Annotated in this window: 13 protein-coding genes; 9 read left to right on the top strand and 4 right to left on the bottom strand. The window is 61.3% G+C overall.

Annotation, left to right across the window (positions count from 1 at the left end):
- The first annotated feature begins 145 nt into the window (after positions 1-145).
- From TSA66_RS21400 to TSA66_RS21385, 4 genes are all read left to right on the top strand, one after another.
- Entirely contained in the window at positions 146-2,002 is a 1,857-nt protein-coding gene (locus TSA66_RS21400) for a phosphoenolpyruvate carboxykinase (GTP) (protein ID WP_040041442.1), read from the top strand.
- A gap of 305 nt (positions 2,003-2,307) precedes the next feature.
- Entirely contained in the window at positions 2,308-4,704 is a 2,397-nt protein-coding gene (locus TSA66_RS21395; RefSeq protein WP_157691745.1) for a hypothetical protein, read from the top strand.
- 63 nt (positions 4,705-4,767) lie between these two features.
- A complete protein-coding gene (locus TSA66_RS21390; protein ID WP_157691744.1) occupies positions 4,768-5,889 on the top strand; it encodes a hypothetical protein in 1,122 nt (373 codons plus the stop codon).
- Positions 5,890-6,082: 193 nt separating this feature from the next.
- Positions 6,083-8,230, top strand: a complete 2,148-nt coding sequence (locus tag TSA66_RS21385) for a DUF1631 family protein (RefSeq protein ID WP_052452499.1) — start codon at positions 6,083-6,085, stop codon at positions 8,228-8,230.
- A gap of 36 nt (positions 8,231-8,266) precedes the next feature.
- Here TSA66_RS21385 and TSA66_RS21380 read toward each other — a convergent pair whose 3' ends face one another.
- Positions 8,267-8,911, bottom strand: coding sequence for a 1-acyl-sn-glycerol-3-phosphate acyltransferase (locus TSA66_RS21380; protein ID WP_040041439.1), 645 nt, complete (start codon positions 8,909-8,911; stop codon positions 8,267-8,269).
- A 180-nt stretch (positions 8,912-9,091) separates the two neighbouring features.
- The gene (locus TSA66_RS21375) at positions 9,092-9,283 is read right to left on the bottom strand and encodes a hypothetical protein (protein WP_040041438.1); all 192 of its coding nucleotides are present in this window, start codon (positions 9,281-9,283) and stop codon (positions 9,092-9,094) included.
- A 132-nt stretch (positions 9,284-9,415) separates the two neighbouring features.
- Between TSA66_RS21375 and TSA66_RS27450 the strand changes: the two genes are divergently transcribed.
- Positions 9,416-9,604: a hypothetical protein gene (locus TSA66_RS27450; RefSeq protein ID WP_198358862.1), complete on the top strand. Its 189-nt coding sequence runs from the start codon at positions 9,416-9,418 to the stop codon at positions 9,602-9,604.
- A 225-nt stretch (positions 9,605-9,829) separates the two neighbouring features.
- Positions 9,830-10,396, top strand: coding sequence for an NnrU family protein (locus TSA66_RS21370; protein WP_040041437.1), 567 nt, complete (start codon positions 9,830-9,832; stop codon positions 10,394-10,396).
- 12 nt (positions 10,397-10,408) lie between these two features.
- Here the strand turns inward: TSA66_RS21370 and TSA66_RS21365 are convergent, their stop codons facing one another.
- Positions 10,409-11,305, bottom strand: a complete 897-nt coding sequence (locus TSA66_RS21365; protein WP_040041436.1) for a LysR substrate-binding domain-containing protein — start codon at positions 11,303-11,305, stop codon at positions 10,409-10,411.
- A gap of 110 nt (positions 11,306-11,415) precedes the next feature.
- Between TSA66_RS21365 and TSA66_RS21360 the strand changes: the two genes are divergently transcribed.
- On the top strand, positions 11,416-12,582 hold the full coding sequence (locus TSA66_RS21360; protein ID WP_040041435.1) for a mandelate racemase/muconate lactonizing enzyme family protein: 1,167 nt from the start codon (positions 11,416-11,418) through the stop codon (positions 12,580-12,582).
- A 71-nt stretch (positions 12,583-12,653) separates the two neighbouring features.
- Here TSA66_RS21360 and TSA66_RS21355 read toward each other — a convergent pair whose 3' ends face one another.
- The gene (locus tag TSA66_RS21355; protein ID WP_094299018.1) at positions 12,654-14,780 is read right to left on the bottom strand and encodes a putative bifunctional diguanylate cyclase/phosphodiesterase; all 2,127 of its coding nucleotides are present in this window, start codon (positions 14,778-14,780) and stop codon (positions 12,654-12,656) included.
- Between the two features lie 308 nt (positions 14,781-15,088).
- Between TSA66_RS21355 and TSA66_RS21350 the strand changes: the two genes are divergently transcribed.
- Together TSA66_RS21350 and TSA66_RS21345 are read left to right on the top strand one after the other, a co-directional pair.
- Complete coding sequence (locus tag TSA66_RS21350; protein ID WP_052452498.1) at positions 15,089-15,856, top strand: substrate-binding periplasmic protein; 768 nt, start codon at positions 15,089-15,091, stop codon at positions 15,854-15,856.
- Between the two features lie 162 nt (positions 15,857-16,018).
- Entirely contained in the window at positions 16,019-17,593 is a 1,575-nt protein-coding gene (locus tag TSA66_RS21345; RefSeq protein WP_040041434.1) for a class I adenylate-forming enzyme family protein, read from the top strand.
- Positions 17,594-17,597: the final 4 nt, after the last annotated feature.

The raw sequence follows: 17,597 nt of genomic DNA, 5'->3' as shown, positions 1-17,597 counted from the left end.
CAGAGCGCTCCGAAGGCCGCTCCGGACGACTACTCCGACAAGACCGCCGTACCGCTAGACCTTAGCTAGCCGAGCCACAAGCTGACGACGATCCTGCCGTGCCGGGACAAGACAGAATTCTTTATTGGCATTGGAGGTAGTTCCTATGAATCAGCCCGTTATGGGTGGCGTTGCATCTTTGAACGCACCAACTTACGTTAAGCAACAGAAACTGATCAACTGGGTAGCGGAAATCGCGGCCCTCACCAAGCCGGACCGCATCTACTGGTGCGACGGCTCGCAAGAAGAATACGATCGCCTGTGCGCCGAAATGGTTGCCGCCGGCACCATGAAAAGACTGAACGACGCCAAGCGTCCGAACAGCTTCCTGGCCTGCTCCGACCCGTCCGACGTGGCGCGCGTGGAAGACCGCACCTTCATCTGCTCCGCCAAGCAGGAAGACGCCGGCCCGACCAACAACTGGATGGCTCCGGCCGAAATGCGCACAACCTTGAACGGCCTGTTCGACGGTTGCATGCGCGGTCGCACCATGTACGTGATTCCGTTCTCGATGGGTCCACTCGGCTCCCACATCGCCCATGTCGGCGTGGAACTGTCCGACTCGCCGTATGTGGCCGTCAACATGCGCATCATGACGCGCATGGGCAAGGCAGTCTATGACGTGCTCGGCACTGACGGCGCCTTCGTGCCGTGCGTGCATTCGGTCGGCAAGCCGCTGGCCAAGGGAGAGCAAGACGTCGCATGGCCATGCAACCAGACCAAGTACATCGTGCACTATCCGGAAACCCGCGAAATCTGGTCGTTCGGTTCTGGTTACGGCGGCAATGCGCTGCTGGGCAAGAAGTGCTTCGCGCTGCGCATCGCCTCGACCATGGGCCGCGACCAAGGCTGGCTGGCGGAACACATGCTGATCCTCGGCGTCGAATCGCCGGAAGGCAAGAAGCACTATGTGGCAGCCGCCTTCCCGTCCGCCTGCGGCAAGACCAATTTTGCGATGCTGATCCCGCCGAAGACCTTCAACGGCTGGAAAGTCACCACCATCGGCGACGATATCGCCTGGATCAAACCGCACAGCGACGGTCGCCTGTACGCGATCAATCCGGAAGCCGGCTACTTCGGCGTGGCGCCGGGCACCAACACCATCACCAACTCCAACTGCATGGCGTCCTTGAACGCCAACACCATCTTCACCAACGTCGCACTGACCGACGATGGCGACGTGTGGTGGGAAGGCTTGACCAAGGAAGCGCCGGCGCACCTGATCGACTGGCAAGGCAAGGACTGGACGCCGGAAATCGGCAAGGAAACCGGCCGCAAGGCAGCGCACCCGAACGCGCGCTTCACCGTTGCCGCCACCCAGAACCCGGTGATCGACCCGGCCTGGGACGACCCGAACGGCGTGCCGCTCTCGGCCTTCATCTTCGGCGGCCGTCGCTCGACGACCGTGCCGCTGGTGACCGAAGCGCGCAACTGGGTCGAAGGCGTATACATGGCTGCGACCATGGGCTCCGAGACCACCGCAGCGGCCGCCGGCCAGCAGGGCGTGGTGCGCCGCGACCCGTTCGCGATGCTGCCGTTCATGGGCTACAACATGAGCGACTACTTCCAGCACTGGCTCGACATGGGCAAGAAGATCGCCGCATCCCCGGCCGAGCTGCCGAAGATCTACTGCGTGAACTGGTTCCGCACCGACGAGAACGGCAAGTTCGTGTGGCCGGGCTTTGGCGACAACATGCGCGTGCTGAAGTGGATGCTCGACCGTATTGCCGGTACCGCCGGCGGCGTCGAGAACGTATTCGGCATCACGCCGCGCTACGAAGACCTGAAGTGGGATGGCCTGGACTTCTCGCAAGAGCAGTTCAACAAGATCACGTCGGTCGACAAGGCTGCATGGCAAGCGGAGTTGAAACTGCATGCCGAGCTGTTCGACAAACTGAAGTATCACTTGCCGAAAGAGCTGGCAGCGACCATGGAGCAGCTGGAGAAACGTTTGGCAGCATGAAGGTGAAGTAGGCAGCAACGAACGCATCTTCCGTACGCGGGGATGGAGGAGACACACAAAAAAACAGAGCGCGGCAGGGCAACCTGACCGCGCTTTTTTATTTGCCCATGCACCTCACAGAACTTCTCCTGCGCTCCTGAAGCGGCTGAAACACAGTGGTCAATACCCGATTTATGGTAGATGAAAAAAACAACATTGATGCTAAGCTCGCTTGTTGAGATAAATCAAAATGCCGATCAAATTTGCTCGGCCATTTCTAGGGACGGTGCCTTTCTACACTGTGCTTTCATAAAAAAGGGAGAAAAATGCATAAACAGATTAAAACTGTGCTCAGTCTGAGCGCATTATCGATGGCGCTATTGGCCGCCGGCTGCGGTGGTGGGGGTAGCGACAGCCCCACAAGCAGCGGTAGCAGCAACTTGACCGTTCAAGGCACGGCAGCGAAGGGCATCATTAAGAAAGGAACGGTGAAGGTCTTCGAAATTGGCGCCGATGGCAAGCCGGGAGCCAGCCCGGTTGCAACGGGCACCACCGCAGACGACGGCACGTATTCGGTAGCAATCCCTAAGAGCGTACTTAATTTTATCGTCGAAGTCAGCACCGGCCCCGGCGCCACTATGATGGACGAGATCAAGGGCGAAATCGCTGTACCGGACGGCCTGAAACTGCGTAACGTCGTTGCATTAACGCAAGCGCCGGATGGTCCGTATACGGGCCATGTGTCCCCGCTGACTGAGTTGGCAGTCAAGACGGCAGAAAATGCCGCCGGTGGACTCTCGACGGCCAATATCGCCCAAGCCAAGCAAGCTATCCGCACTAAGTTCGGCTTTGACCCAGAAAATACCAAGCCGGTCAACTCCAATTCTTCTGACGCCGCCCATGCGCGCGAGGATGAAAAAACTCAGAGCCTGATTCTGGCCGCCGTCTCGCAAATGTCTGCCAGCGGCTCGACCGGCTGCCAATTGGACGATTTGGTGTGCACTATCAACAAGGTGACCGCCCCCGCCACCATGTCCGCAGACAAAACCACGTTTAACGAAGTGTTGGGTTCCACTCTGGTCGCCGCTGCGGAAACCGTTGCCAGCAAGCCCGAGGTCAACAACACCGGAAAAAAACTGGAGGAAGTGCGCAACACCATCTCTCTAACCGTCGCGCAACAAGAAGTTAGCACCTCCAAGACTCCGGTAAGCGGCGTAGATGCGGCAAAGCAATTGTTCACCAGCCTGCGCAACACCAGCCAGGCATTGCAAGCGGCCGGCGCCGCTGGCGGTGCGCTGGATTTGAGCGCCACCGCCATAAAGCGGGATTTCGACCAGGCGGTTGCACCTGTCGATTTCGAATTACTGGACTGGATGTCGCTCATCCCCGCAGGGATCGAATTTTTCGAGAACTATAAGGCAGGTATCGCGACGGTCGACCCCATGATGACCGCCATGCCCGGCGTGAGCCCCCTTACTCCCTCCCGGATGGTATATCGCGGCGGATATCCAATCGGTGGTTGCACGGTCTTTAGCGATCAAGATGGAAAGTCTGTTGCGACTTCCAAGGACACCGCCGCCAGCATCGGCTGCAGCCTTTGGGATCGGTCGGTATACAACTCGTCCACGTACGACACAGCGACAGGCGTCTACTCCTACATGACAGTCAGCAAGGGCATCATGCTGATCCCGAATGGAACCAACGCCTATTGGTATAAGACGCGGGCGAAGAGTATGACAACGACAGTAACACCGGTCCTAAATCAATCGCCGCAGGCCCCGTATCAACCACCACAAATCACGCAGTCCGCGCCTGTCACCATCGGCACCTATGGCGACCCCGCCACTGCCAGCACAACCAACACCATTACCTACACGAAGTCTGAATCCGGGATTACCGGGTTCACGGTGAAAGGCATGATGCCGGCACGCGTCGACTATTTCAACGGTTCGGCCCTCACCGACCACGAAGTGTGGAACATGGCTTTCACGCGCACCAATGAAGGCAGCAATGTGTTCAAGTACGCGCTCACGGGGGATTTCACGTCGAAAAAGGGTGGCAAAATTGTTGGTCACATGGCCCTCGGCTCCAGCTCCTTCGCCCGCGTGCAGGAAGACGGAAAGGGCAATAGCGTCGACAACGGCCTGAAGGCGGTCAGCCTGCAAGTGTCGAGCGAAGCCGGCAGCAGCAAGATCGAAGGATCACTCACCGTGTCAGACGGCAAGGTCGACAAGAGCCTCAGCAATTACCGGCCAACCAACGTTTCCTTCACGGGCACGCTGTCGAACAACTTGATACAGCTCTTCTCGGGTACCTTGTCGCTCGGTACAGCGGGCTATGAAAACTTCGACCCGCGTCAGCAGGTATCGGCCGACAATCAGTACAAGGGCACTCTCAAGATCATCGGCAAGGTCAATGTCCCGGGCCGTCCGACACTGAGCATTCTGGTGAGCGCCACCCGCAGCATTGCCTCCGACGTCGCCGAGGACATCCACGCGCAGTACAACGATGGCACGGCCGTGGTCATTGCCAGCATGGTACGTACCGCTGCGGCCGGCGAGTTGCTCGATGTCTCCAGCGCGAACGGAGTCTCGTTCAAGGTCGCCCGTGGGCAGAAGATTGCCGATGTGATGAAAGATAGCGCCAAGGTCGGGACGATCGATCTCGACAAGGGCATCGTCTATTACATCGACAATAGCAACACGTTCGAGTCGCTGAAGTAAACGTTGTGTAATTAGCTTCAAAGCCTGACGGCACACCCGTCAGGCTTTTTTTTCGAGATTGTCATGCGTCATCTGCTTGCTCCCATACTCTTATCCGTCGCCCAGCTTCCCCAAGCTGCACTTGCTCAAAGCAGCGTATCCTCGCTCCTTTCCGACTGGCGCCCATACACCGCCGCCCAAGCTTGGGAAGTCTCCGATGCCGTAGCCGTGAAAAAATTCGACAGTGACTGGTCCAGCGGCTTTTCGCCCAAGGATGGCAACAACGTCTCGCTAATGCGCCTACGCGCCGGTATCGGCATGGAAAACGAACATTGGAGCATCGGCTGGGAAGTGCGCCAGGAAGCGTCCTTGGATGCCAACCGGGATGCACTGGAGGCAGTACGGCTGTACAAGCAGAGGATCGATCCAGCGCCTGGCACGAAATTCGATGCCAGTGCCCGGCTGACGTCCTGGTCTGCTCAGGGGATGCGAGTGGCGCACAGCTTCGACGGCCCGACGCTTGCCGGCAACACGCCACACCTGAAAATCAGCGGCACCCTCTACACCCGGCCGCAGCTGCGCGAAAACGTTGTGTCTGGCAGCGTGCTGTACACACCAACCGCGAGTTATAGCTTCAATGCCGCGCAAACAGATGCCAACAGCCGCTATCGCTACGACAATCAACCCATGCGAGGTGAACCAAACGCTTCAGGCACCAGTCTGTCGCTGGAGATGGACCTGCCGCTCTCGCAGTCACTTTCGCTCAAGCTGCAGTTTGACGATCTATGGAGCCGTATCCGTTGGAGCAAACTGCCAGTCATGCAACGGACCATCAACTCCAATGTGACCGACCGCGACAGCAATGGCGATGTGAATTTCCGGCCCACGCTAAGAGGAATTGCCCCCCAAGTCGATGAAAATTTCGCGATTCCGCGCTCAACCGTCGCAATGCTGTCGTACCGGCGCAATGCATGGGATGCAGCCGCACAAGTCGAGCGCTGGGCAGGCGTAACAATCCCAACTCTTTCTCTAGGGCGTCACTTTAGCTGGGGCGAGATCAGCACCAATGTTGAAACGCGTTTCAAAACCCTCGGTATCGGGATCAGACTGGGCAAGTTTCACCTGCTGGTACAGTCAGATAGCTTGCATCTCAACGAGGCGAAAGCACTCGGATTGCAAGCAAGCTACTGCATTGCGAACCAATAGACATACTCCCCCTATCGCACGTAGAAGGGCGCACAACTCCGGAATCTCCTGCAAACGATTAATAATTTAATATTTAAAAAGAAACGTCTATTTACAATTTAAATCTTGCCCTACGGCAATATTATGCAACAATACGGTATGTTCCCGACAATGGGATGCGTTCCTTCTCCACCGTATATAAAGCAGCAATGCCATGGTCTCCCTTTCCCCCGAGCCTGCCGGTGCCCCGTCCGCGATACAGCGGGCAGCTATCTGGCAGGAACTAGTCGACATTGCGTCAAGCGCAGCCGGCAAGCAGCTTGACAGCCTTGCAACGCGCCTGGCGAATGCGCTGCTATTACGGCCGGAGGGGATCAGCGCCGAGGAATTCCAGCTGCGTGCGGATGCCGCCGCGCTGCTGAAGAAGAACCGCTATCTTTTTCATTATGTCGCCTCCGAACGGCTTGGCGCCATGCTGCACAACGAGGTGCAGGCGCTTGATGCGGGTGCGGCAGCCCCCCTCGAATCAGGCAGCGCAAAGCCGCTTGCGCCCGACCTGGAAATCGACAAGAAACTCACTCTCGTCAAGATCAGCCGCGCCATCGAAAACGAGCATGCGAACCGCCTGGTGGTGCTCAACTCTCGGCTGGCTTGCCTGCTTGACCGGGATGAACTGACGACAGCGCAAAATCCATTCCGGCCGCAGGTGTTCCTGTCGGCGCTGCACGATGCATGGTGCGACTTTCATCCCGACGCAAAGGCGCATCATCTGGCGTTTCGCACCTTGAGCGAGGACTTGGGCATCGATATGGGTCCGATCCTGCATACGCTCAATGCCACGCTGGTCAGGCGCGGCATCACGGCCGCACCGACGGAAGTGCCGCGCCCGGCCCCCCTCGTCATGCCGGACGAAGCCGCCGCCAATCCCGTCATGCAGCAGCTGCAGCGCATGTTCCCGGCTGCGCAGTCGCGCCGCCACAACGTAGAGCGCGTGCCCGACGACGACCTGCCGTCGCTGTTCGGCGCCGAAACGCTGCATGACGCCGGCGCGCGCCACGAACTGCTGGCGTACCTGGCCGAGATCCAGAAAAACGGGCCCGATCCGCATCAGGCCGGCGGCATGCCCGGCGCGCAGGGTGCTGCACTGTTGGCGCATATCCAGCGCTGGGCGCCACAGGGTTCGCTGTCGGTAGAGGATGCCAATACCATCATGTTGCTGAGCACGGTGTTCGAAGCCATCTTCGTCGCGCGCAACATCGCGGCGGAAATCAAGACCCTGATCGGTTCGCTGCAGATACCGCTGCTGAAGGCGACCTTGCATGACAAGGATTTCTTCTTCAAGCCCAACCATCCGGCGCGGCGCGTCATCGAGCTGATGGCCCATCTGGGCATCAGCTGGGACCGCACGGGCGGGCCGCGCGACCGGCTGTACCAGACCATCCTGCGCAACGTCAAGCGCATCCAGTCCGACCAGCGCCTGCCATCGTTTGCCGAGGCGCTGGCCGAACTCGAATCGTTCGCCGCCGAGCTCGATGCAAGCGCCGCGGAAACGCTGTCGAGCTCGATCACGCAAGCGCTGGAACAGGAAAAGCGTCTGCAGGCGGCGCAAGCCGCCAGGAACGAGATCGCGCTGCGCGTGGGCACCGGGGAAGTGGTCGCCTTCGTCGAGACCTTCCTGGAAGACAAGTGGGTGTCGGTGCTGACGCTCGCCTACACGGTCAAGGACGACAAGCCGCAGGCGCTCGACAGCGCCCTGCGCACCATGGACGACCTGTGCTGGAGCGTCAAGCCGAAGATCACGATGGAAGAGCGCAAGAACCTGCTCGCCAAGCTGCCGAACATCATCGCGATGCTCAACAAGTGGCTCGATCTGATCAAGTGGAACGACGCGGCGCGCATCAAGTTCTTCGACGACCTGGCCAAGTGCCATGCCTCGATTGTGCGCGCGCCGCTCGAACTGTCGCCGGAGCGCCAGATGATGATCGCGGTGGCGGTCGCCAAGAAGGCAGCGGAGCGGCGCCTGCAGCGGCAGGCACGGCAGCAGCCGGAACCGGCTCCCGATGCGTTCGACCTGCAGGTGCAAAAGCTCGCGCGCGGCACCTGGGTGGAATTCACCCGCGAAGGCACGCCGCCCATGACCGTCAAGCTGGCATGGATCAGCCCGATGCGCAGCCTGTTCATCTTCTCCACCAGCACGCGCCAGGAAGCGTTGTCGGTCACGGACGAGGAGCTAGCGCGGGCTCTGCGCGAAGGAAGCGCGCACATCGCGCTGGAAGCAGGACTGGTCGCGCGCGCGCTGGAACAGGCGTTCTCGGGCGACAGCGCAAACAACGGCGCGGTTACCGGCCTGGCAGCCGCCTGACAATCGCCGCCATGCCGGTGGCGGGATGGCTGCTCGTCACTCGTGCAGCGCCGGCTGCTTTTCGCGGCGTTCGCCGGTAGCGAAATCGATCGAACCCGCGCATTCCGGCTTCAGGCCATGGCACTCCCGATATACGTTGCGGATGCACACCAGATCGGTTTCCCGCTCGCCGGTCATCATCACATAATCGACCAGCCGCACCTGCTTGTTGCGGTAATCAAGGGTCGCCATCCCGAGCGGCACGCGGGCGGTCAGCGCAATATGATAAAAGCCGCTGCGCCATCCGTCGCGATACTTGCGGGTGCCTTCTGGCGCCAGCGCCAGCCAGTAGAAATCGGCAGACCTGATGCGTTGCGCCAGGCGCTCGATGGCGCCCGTGGAGGTGCCGCGCTCGATCGGCTCGCAGCCGCAGGCGCGCAGAATCGGTCCCAGCGTCATCCCGCAAACGCCACGAAAGAGAGCTTCCTTGCCCAGCCAGCGAAACGGCACGCCGACGGCCCACTTGGCGAGCAAGCCGACGACGACATCCCAGTTGGACGTGTGCGGATAGACGATCACCACGCCGCGCGGCCCCGGCAGCGGGGCGAAGTTAACGCGCCAGCCGAACAGGGCCAGCGTGCGCACCGCGAAGCGTTGCAAGGGAGTCGAAACATTACTGGGGGTGAGGAAGTGGTCGGGCATGATTCGGCACAAAAGAGGCAAGGTATTATGCCTCTAAATAGCCGAAATGTTGATCGTGGGAAATTTACAACGCGGACTGGCCAGCTCACCGGCACCGCATGAAATGGGAACGGCGGCAAGCAGTTGCCAGTGATGGACCTGCAGTGTGCGGCCCGTGCATGCCTCGGAAACGCAGCACGGCTAAGGCAAGACGTTATTCAGCGCCTCCTGCGATTCCGACAGCGCTTTGGGGATCTGGTCGATCGCATCGAGCTCCAAAATCGCGATGACAAACGTGCCGAGGATGGATCCGGCAGTCAGTACGGCCAATAGCAAAATAATTGTTGAAGTCATTGCGCTCTCCTCCTCCCGGTCGGCCGGTGTTTTTTCCATTAAAGTCCTTGGCTGCCGAAACGGATTGCGCTTTCTCAACCGCGATGCATAAACCAGGATGCGGCGGTTTTCCTCTTTAGAACGCTCAATATGCGATCGTCTGCGACGGCTATCGTGAGAACCGAGGGGCGCATGAACTGCTTGATGGCCATCGTGCCGGGTGCCGGGTGCCGGGCGCCGGCTAGTCACGCCCAGCCAATGCGCAACCCTTCATCAAGCCTGTTGGGGTCCGTTATGGAACGCGCTGATTTCGCCGTAATCACATTTTTTATCGTATTAACCATCGCCACCGTCGCCGCCGTATTCGCCATCCCGTATTGATAGCGGCGCACAGTAGGCGCTCACATCCGGCTGATGCCATTTGGGTTGATGCTGTTTGCGGGCAGGCAGCCATGCAACGCATTCTGGCCCACCCGCTTGGACGCGCTGTATCGCACGAACGTTCGTATCCAGCGCGACGCCAAGGTGCGGGTTTGCGGTCGCCCTGAAGCAGGGGGGCGAGCGTGGCAAGTTGGGCCACTCATGCCCGCTGAAAGGAGTGCTGCCATGGCGATACTGATTCTCGGACTGTTCGTGTTTTTCGGCATTCACCTGCTGCCCGTGCTGACGCCTGTCCGAAACAGGCTGTTTGGCGCGCTCGGCGAGCGCAAGTACAAGGGAATGTTCTCGATCATGTCTGCCATCGGCCTGGTGCTGATCGTCGTGGGTTATGCGCGTGCCCCGAGTGAGCCGCAGCTGTTCGCCCCGTCCGCCACCGCGCTCAGAATCGCGCCGGGGGCGATGATCATCAGTTTCATCCTGCTGGCATCCGCCAACATGAAGACCCATATCCGCCGCGTGCTGCGCCATCCGATGCTGCTCGGCGTGGGTATCTGGGCCGCAGTGCACCTGGCTGCCAACGGCGAAGCGAAGGCCACCATCTTGTTTGGCGCCTTCCTCGCCTATGCGGTCATCGACCTGATATCGGCCGTGGGCAGGCGTGCAGTGAAATCGTTCGTGCCGGCGGCGCGCCAGGACGTCATTGCCGTGGTGGCGGGAACGGCGCTCGCATTACTCGTGATGACCTTTCACCGCACGCTGTTCGGCGTGGCGCCGGTGGGCTGGAGCATGTAGGGCCGCGCCGTCCTACTTTGCGTTGAGGCTGTCGGCCAGGAAGTCGATGAAGGTCCGTACCTTGGCCGGCAGGTTGCGCCTGTTCGGGTAGTACACGAACAGGTCGGCCGGCGCCGGCCTGTAGTCCTTGAGCACCACCTGCAGCCTGCCGCTTTCCAGGTAGCGCGCCACGTCCCATTCCGAGCGCATCAGGATGCCGTGGCCGTCCAGCGCCCAGTTCTGCACCACGTCGCCGTCGTTGCTCGACAGCGTGCCATCGACCTTCACCGTTTCCGTCTTGCGTCCCTTGGTCAGGCGCCAGATGCCGTGCGCGTCGTCGTTCTGCCGGTGCAGGATACAGCGGTGCTGCACCAGGTCGTGCGGTGTTTTCGGCTCGCCGAACTGTTTCAGGTAGGCGGGGGACGCGCACAAAAAGCGCCGGTTCGACATCACCTTGCGCGCCGACAGACGCGAGTCCGGCAATTCGCCGAAACGGATGCCGAGATCGAATGCTTCCTCCACCAGGTTCAGCGGTCGGTCCGTCAGCTGCAGCTGCACCGCGACGTCGGGGTAGCGCCGCGCATAAGTGGAAATCAATGGCGCCACCGTGGTGCGGCCAAAGCCGAGCGTGGCATTCACCCGCAGCAGCCCCTTGGGCGCGTCGCGCGTGGCCGCCACCTGCTCTTCCATCTCGCGGATCTCGTCGAGGATGCGGCTCGCATGCGCGAGGTACAGCTCGCCTTCGTTGGTCAGGCTGACCGTGCGCGTGGTCCGGTTGACCAGGCGCACGCCCAGTCGCTGCTCGAGCTGCGCCAGGCGCTTGGTGACGGCTGGCGGCGTGATGTTGAGCTCGCGCGCGGTGGCCGACAGGCTGGCCTTTTTGGCAAGCAGCACGAAGAACGCGAGTTCGGAGGACGTATCGTATTTCACTTCAGGTTAATAATGGTTTGCGTGGCGGTGAATTATAGATCGGCTGTTCTTGCGTATGCTGGCGCCTGTGATATCCGGCGCAACGCGACGCGCCTTACAGGAGAACTGTCATGAAAATTGTTGAAATCCGGGAAAAAACCCTTCCGATCAGCTCGCCGATCCGCAATGCGTACATCGACTTTTCCAAGATGACCTTGAGCCTGGTGGCCGTCATCACCGACGTGATCCGCGACGGCCGCCCGGTGGTCGGCTACGGCTTCAATTCCAACGGCCGCTACGGGCAAGGCAACCTGATGCGCGAGCGTTTCATTCCGCGCATCCTGCAGGCCGACCCTGCCACCCTGGTCAACGACACCGGCACCAATCTCGATCCGCACAAGATCTGGAACTGCATGTTTACCAACGAAAAGCCGGGCGGGCACGGCGAGCGCTCGGTGGCGATCGGCACCATCGACATGGCGGTGTGGGACGCGGTGGCGAAGATCGAGAACAAGCCGCTGTTCCGCCTCTTGGCCGAGCGCTACAACGGCGGCAGGTTCGACAGGAAGGTGTTCGTGTACGCCGCCGGCGGTTACTACCATCCGGGCCAGGACCTGAATGCGTTGAAAGACGAGATGCGCAGCTACATCGACCGCGGCTACACGGTGGTGAAAAAGAAGATCGGCGGCGCCTCGCTCGACGAGGACCTGCGCCGCATCGACGCGATCCTGTCGGTGCTGGGCGACGGGCGGAAGCTCGCGGTGGACGCCAACGGCCGCTTCGACATGGATACCGCCATCGCCTATGCGAAGGCGCTGTCGCAGTACGACCTGTTCTGGTATGAAGAGGCGGGCGATCCGCTCGACTTTGAACTGCAGGCGATGCTGCGCAATTACTATGACAAGCCGATGGCGACCGGCGAAAACCTGTTCTCGATGCAGGATGCGCGCAACTTGATCCGCTACGGCGGCATGCGGGCCGACCGCGACTGGCTGCAGTTCGACTGCGCGCTCTCCTACGGCCTGGTCGAATACCTGCGCACGCTCGAGATGCTGCACCAGCACGGCTGGTCAGCCGAACGCTGCATTCCGCACGGCGGGCACCAGATGTCGCTCAATATCGCGGCCGGGCTAGGCCTGGGCGGCAACGAATCGTATCCGGACCTGTTCCAGCCGTTCGGCGGCTTCCCGGATGGCGTGCAGGTGGTCGACGGCTACGTGACGATGCCGGATTTGCCCGGCATCGGTTTCGAAGGAAAGGCAAACCTGTACAGCGAAATGCGGGCGCTGAGCAGCTAACGCCGGCGGCGATAAGCGGCCAGCGCGTCGCCACGCCCGCGTAATCCGAAAATGGGGCCGCTCGATCCAGCTCATGCATGGCCGGGATGGAAGCAGGCGCCGGCGAATTCCTGCACCGGCATGGGCCGGCCGAAATAATACCCCTGCACCTCGTCGCAGCCGTTCTCCACCAGGAAGCGGCGCTGCTCGTCGGTTTCGACGCCTTCGGCCACGACGTCCAGGTTCAGGATATGGGCCAGCGAAATGACCGCTTTGACGATGGCCGCGTCGTCGGCGTCGGTGGCGATGTCGTTGACGAACGAACGGTCGATCTTGAGCGTATCGACCGGGAAGCGCTTCAGGTAGTTCAGGCTCGAATAGCCGGTGCCGAAATCGTCGATCGCGATCTTCACGCCCAGCTCCTTCAGCCGGATCAGGGTGGCGAGCGACTTGTCGACATCGCGCATGACATCGTTTTCGGTGATTTCCAGTTCCAGGTAGCGCGGATCAAGCCCCGTGCTTTGCAGCGCATCGGCCACCAGGTCGACGATGTCGTCGCGCGCCAGCTGGCGCGGCGACAGGTTGACCGCGATCGGGAGCGGCGCGTGGCCGGCGCGCTGCCACGCCATATTCTGCGCGCAGGCCGCGCGCAGCACCCATTCGCCGATCGGAATGATCAGGCCGCTTTCCTCGGCCAGCGGAATGAAGTGGCCGGGAGAGACCAGTCCGCGCGTCGTGCTGTGCCAGCGGATCAATGCCTCCGCGCCGATCACGCGCCCCGTTGCCAGCTGCACCTTGGGCTGGTAATGCAGCATGAATTCGTCGTGGGCCAGCGCGTAGCGCAGGCTGTTGAGCACTTCGAGCCGCTGCGTCGCATGCAGGTTCATCTCGGCCGAAAAATACTGGAAGGTGTTGCGCCCGAGTTCCTTGGCCTTGTACATCGCGGAATCGGCATTGCGCAGCAGGGTTTCGACGTCGCGCCCATCGTTCGGGAAGACGCTCACGCCGACGCTGCAGGTCACCTGCAATTCGAGCCCTTTGGCTAGCCACGGCTCGGCCACCAGCGCGATCATGCGCCGCACGATGTCGGTGACGGTTTCGCAGCTGCGGTGATTGTCCAGCACGATGACGAACTCGTCGCCGCCCTGGCGCGCCACCGTGTCGGCGGCGCGCATGCAGGAACGCAGGCGCTGGCCGACCACCTTCAGCAATTCATCGCCGACCTGATGGCCGAGGCTGTCGTTGATGAACTTGAACTGGTCGAGGTCGATGAAGGCGACGGCCGCGATATGGTTGTTGCGCTGCGCGTTGGCCATTGCCTGCTGCAGGCGGTCGTGCAGCAGATTGCGGTTGGGCAGGCCGGTCAGCGCGTCGTGCGTGGCCTGGTGGCGGATCTGCGCCTCGTAGATCTTGCGCTCGGTGATGTCGATCACCGAGCCTTCGAAGAACTGCACTGCGTGGTCGGGGCCGCGCACATTGCGCGCGTTTTCCGAAATCCAGATCACGTTGCCGTTGCGCTGGTAGACCTGCGATTCGAAATTGATCACGCCATCGTGCTCGGCCATGCAGCGCAGGAATTCGGCGCGCCGCTGCGGGTCGACATAGAGCTGGCTGTCGATGTCGCGCAGGTGGTCGATCATCTGCTGCGGCGAGTCGTACCCGTAGATGCGCGCCAGCGCCGGATTGACAGCCAGGTATCCCTTGTCCGGGGTCGACTGGAAGATGCCCTCGACGGCGTTTTCGACGATGCTGCGATAGCGCTGCTCGGCTTCGTGCAGCGCCTGTTCAGCCTGCTTGCGCTGCGTGATGTCCTGAATGAAGCCTTCCAGCGCAATATAGACGCCGTGCATGTCCTTGATGCCGGTGGCGCGCTCCCACACCCAGCGTACCGTGCCGTCGCGCCGCACGATCTGGTATTCCAGGTTGATCCGCTCGTGCCGCTGCAGGGCGGCATGGACCACCTGGCGCACATGCTGCCGGTGGTCCGGGTGGATCAGGTCTTCGTAACTGACCGCGGCGTTGGCGATGAAATCCTCGGGCTCGTAACCGGTCAGCGCAAGGCAGCCGTCGCTGATGAATTGCATGGTCCAGTTGCTGTCGACCAGGCAGCGGTAGACCAAGCCGTCGAAATTGGCCAGCAAATGGCTGAACATGCCAGCCTCGGGGGCGGCGCACAGGAGCGGGGATGCAATGGCATTGGCCAGTTTCACTGATGACATTCCTTAAAAGAGCTATGCACTGTGCCGGCAAGCCTCGCTCCACAGTGCATAACACTCTCCCGGACCGCCTTAGCTTGCAGGAATGCAGGCACATGACGAAACGTCAAAAGGCGACCGATAAACTTTCCAGCTTGCAATAATAATGCCAATGGACAGCGAGGGAGGGCGAAAGCCGGCGCCGAAGAAAAAATACGCCCGCGAAGTCATCAATTCACCAATGCGAATATTGTTTGAATTACCATGCCTTCCCTATCCCATAAATATGGGATACTCATTTGTCTATGTGTCATGCCGATGAAGCAAAACCAATGAACCGCAAGTTCGCCCTGTTACTGTCGCTGTGCCTGCTGGGACAGGCACATGCCGCCGAGGGGAGCCCGGTCATGCGCCTGGCAACCCTGGAATGGCTGCCCTATACCGGCGCCGCCCTGGCGCACGAAGGCTGGTCTTCCTATGTGGTCGAGAGCGCCGCCAAGCGCTTCGGCTATCGCGCCGAGGTCGAGTACTTTCCCTGGACGCGCGCCATGCAGCTCGGCATGAAAGACGCGCAGTACGCCGGCTATTTCCCCGCGTATTACACGAAAGAGCGGGCGCAGAAGTGCTATTTTTCCTCCTCGATCGGCAGCAGCACGATCGGATTTGCCTACCTGAAAAGTGCACCGCTGCAATGGCAGTCGCTGCAAGACCTCACCACGCGCACCATTGCCGTCGTCGCCGGCTTTTCCAACGGCCCATCCTTCGACGAGTGGGTGCGGCAGCACAAGCTGACGGTCGATGCATCGCCCAGCGACACGCTAAACCTGCGCAAGCTGCTGGCGCACCGGGTCGACACGGTCGTGATCGACAAGCTGGTGCTGCGTTACCTGCTGGCGACCGAGCCGACACTGGCCAAGCAGCGCGACCGCATCGTGTTTCACGAACGGCCGCTGGCCGAGCTATCCCTGCATGTCTGTTTCCAGAAGACGGCAGAAGGGCGTGCCATGCAGCAAGCCTTCGACACGGCGCTGCATTCCCTGCCGCTGCACAAGATGGAAAACGATTACTTCCAGCGCATCGACAGTAGCGCGCTGCCCTGATGCCTGTACCGGCGTCTGCCCCAAATAAGTTCCCCATGGAAATTTTACGCACGATCGTACGAAAATAGCGAAACTGGACTAGTATTAGGTCCATGGGCGCCGCGCGGCACGTCATGCCGCCGCGGCGCGACCTTCGACACTTTCCAGGGGCTATGACTTCGCATGGGTGCTGAACCAACGCGCATCGACAAAGCGCTTGAAGCAAACTTCAACACGATCCCGCACCTGATCCGCCTGCACGCGGCCGCCAGCCCAGAGCGGTGCGCGCTGCGCCAGGATGGTGCGGCGCTCACGTACGCCGAGCTCGACGCGCTGATGGACCGCGTGGCGGCGGCCTTGCAGCGCGACGGCGTGGGGCCGGGCCAGACCATCGCCATCTGCGCGGCAAGCTCGATTGCCTATGCAGCGCTATTCCTCGGCAGCCTGCGCGCCGGCGTGGCGGTCGCGCCGCTGGCGCCGTCATCGTCCGCGCAAAGCCTGGCCGACATGACGGCAGACGCCGGCGCGCGCCTGCTGTTTCTCGATCAGACCGTGGCGCAGGCGTTGAAACCGGTGCGCGCCGCGATGCCGGCGACGCCCGTCACGCTCGACGACAGCACCGCCGGGCAGGCATTCGCGCACTGGCTGGCCGCGCCGGGCACGGCGCCGGCTGCCGTCGACATCGAGCCGGACTGGCCGTTCAACATCATCTATTCCTCCGGCACCACCGGTGCGCCCAAGGGCATCGTGCAGCCGCATTCGATGCGCTGGACGCATGTACAGCGCGGCCGCAGCAACGGCTATGGCCCGGACGCAGTCACGCTGATTGCGACGCCGTTGTATTCCAATACCACGCTGGTGAGTTTTTTCCCGACCATCGGTCTGGGTGGCAGCGTGGTGTTGATGGCGAAATTCGACGCCGGCGCCTATCTCGCGCTGGCCGAAAAGCATCGCGTCACGCATACGATGCTGGTGCCGGTACAGTACCAGCGCATCATGGCGCGCGAGGATTTTGCACGCTACGACCTGTCGTCGCTCCGCATGAAGTTCTGCACCAGCGCGCCGTTTTCCGCCGCGCTGAAGGCCGACATCCTGCAGCGCTGGCCGGGCGGGCTGATCGAGTATTACGGCATGACCGAAGGCGGCGGCACCTGCATGCTGACCGCGCATGAGCATCCCGACAAGCTGCACACGGTGGGCAAGCCCGCACCGGGGCACGACATCCGCCTGATCGACGACGCCGGCCGGGAAGTGCCGCCCGGCGCACTGGGCGAAGTGGTCGGCCATTCGCCGGCGATGATGGCGGGCTACCATAAGCAGCCGGAAAAATCGGCCGAGGCCGAATGGTATGATCCGGCCGGCAAGCGCTTCATCCGCACCGGCGACATCGGCCGCTTCGATGCAGACGGCTTCCTGACGCTGATGGACCGCAAGAAGGACATGATCATTTCCGGCGGCTTCAACATTTATCCGAGCGACCTGGAAGGCGTGCTGCAGCAGCACGGCGAGGTGGCCGAAGCGGCCGTCGTCGGCGTGCCGTCGTCGCGCTGGGGCGAAACGCCGGTCGCCTTCGTGGTGCTCAAGCAAGGCGCATCAGTCGATGCGGAACAATTGCTGGACTGGGCCAATCAACGCCTGGGCAAGACCCAGCGGCTGGCCGCCATCGACATTACGGTGAGCTTGCCGCGCAGCGCGATCGGCAAGGTGCTCAAGCGCGAATTGCGCGATCAATTTTCTTCCGCCAAACAGGTGGACTGACCAT

Origin of the sequence: Noviherbaspirillum autotrophicum, from assembly GCF_000818395.1 — a bacterium.
Classification (GTDB): domain Bacteria; phylum Pseudomonadota; class Gammaproteobacteria; order Burkholderiales; family Burkholderiaceae_D; genus Noviherbaspirillum; species Noviherbaspirillum autotrophicum.
The sequence above is the reverse complement of the archived record's forward strand: the minus strand, read 5'-3'. Positions and strand labels throughout refer to the sequence as shown.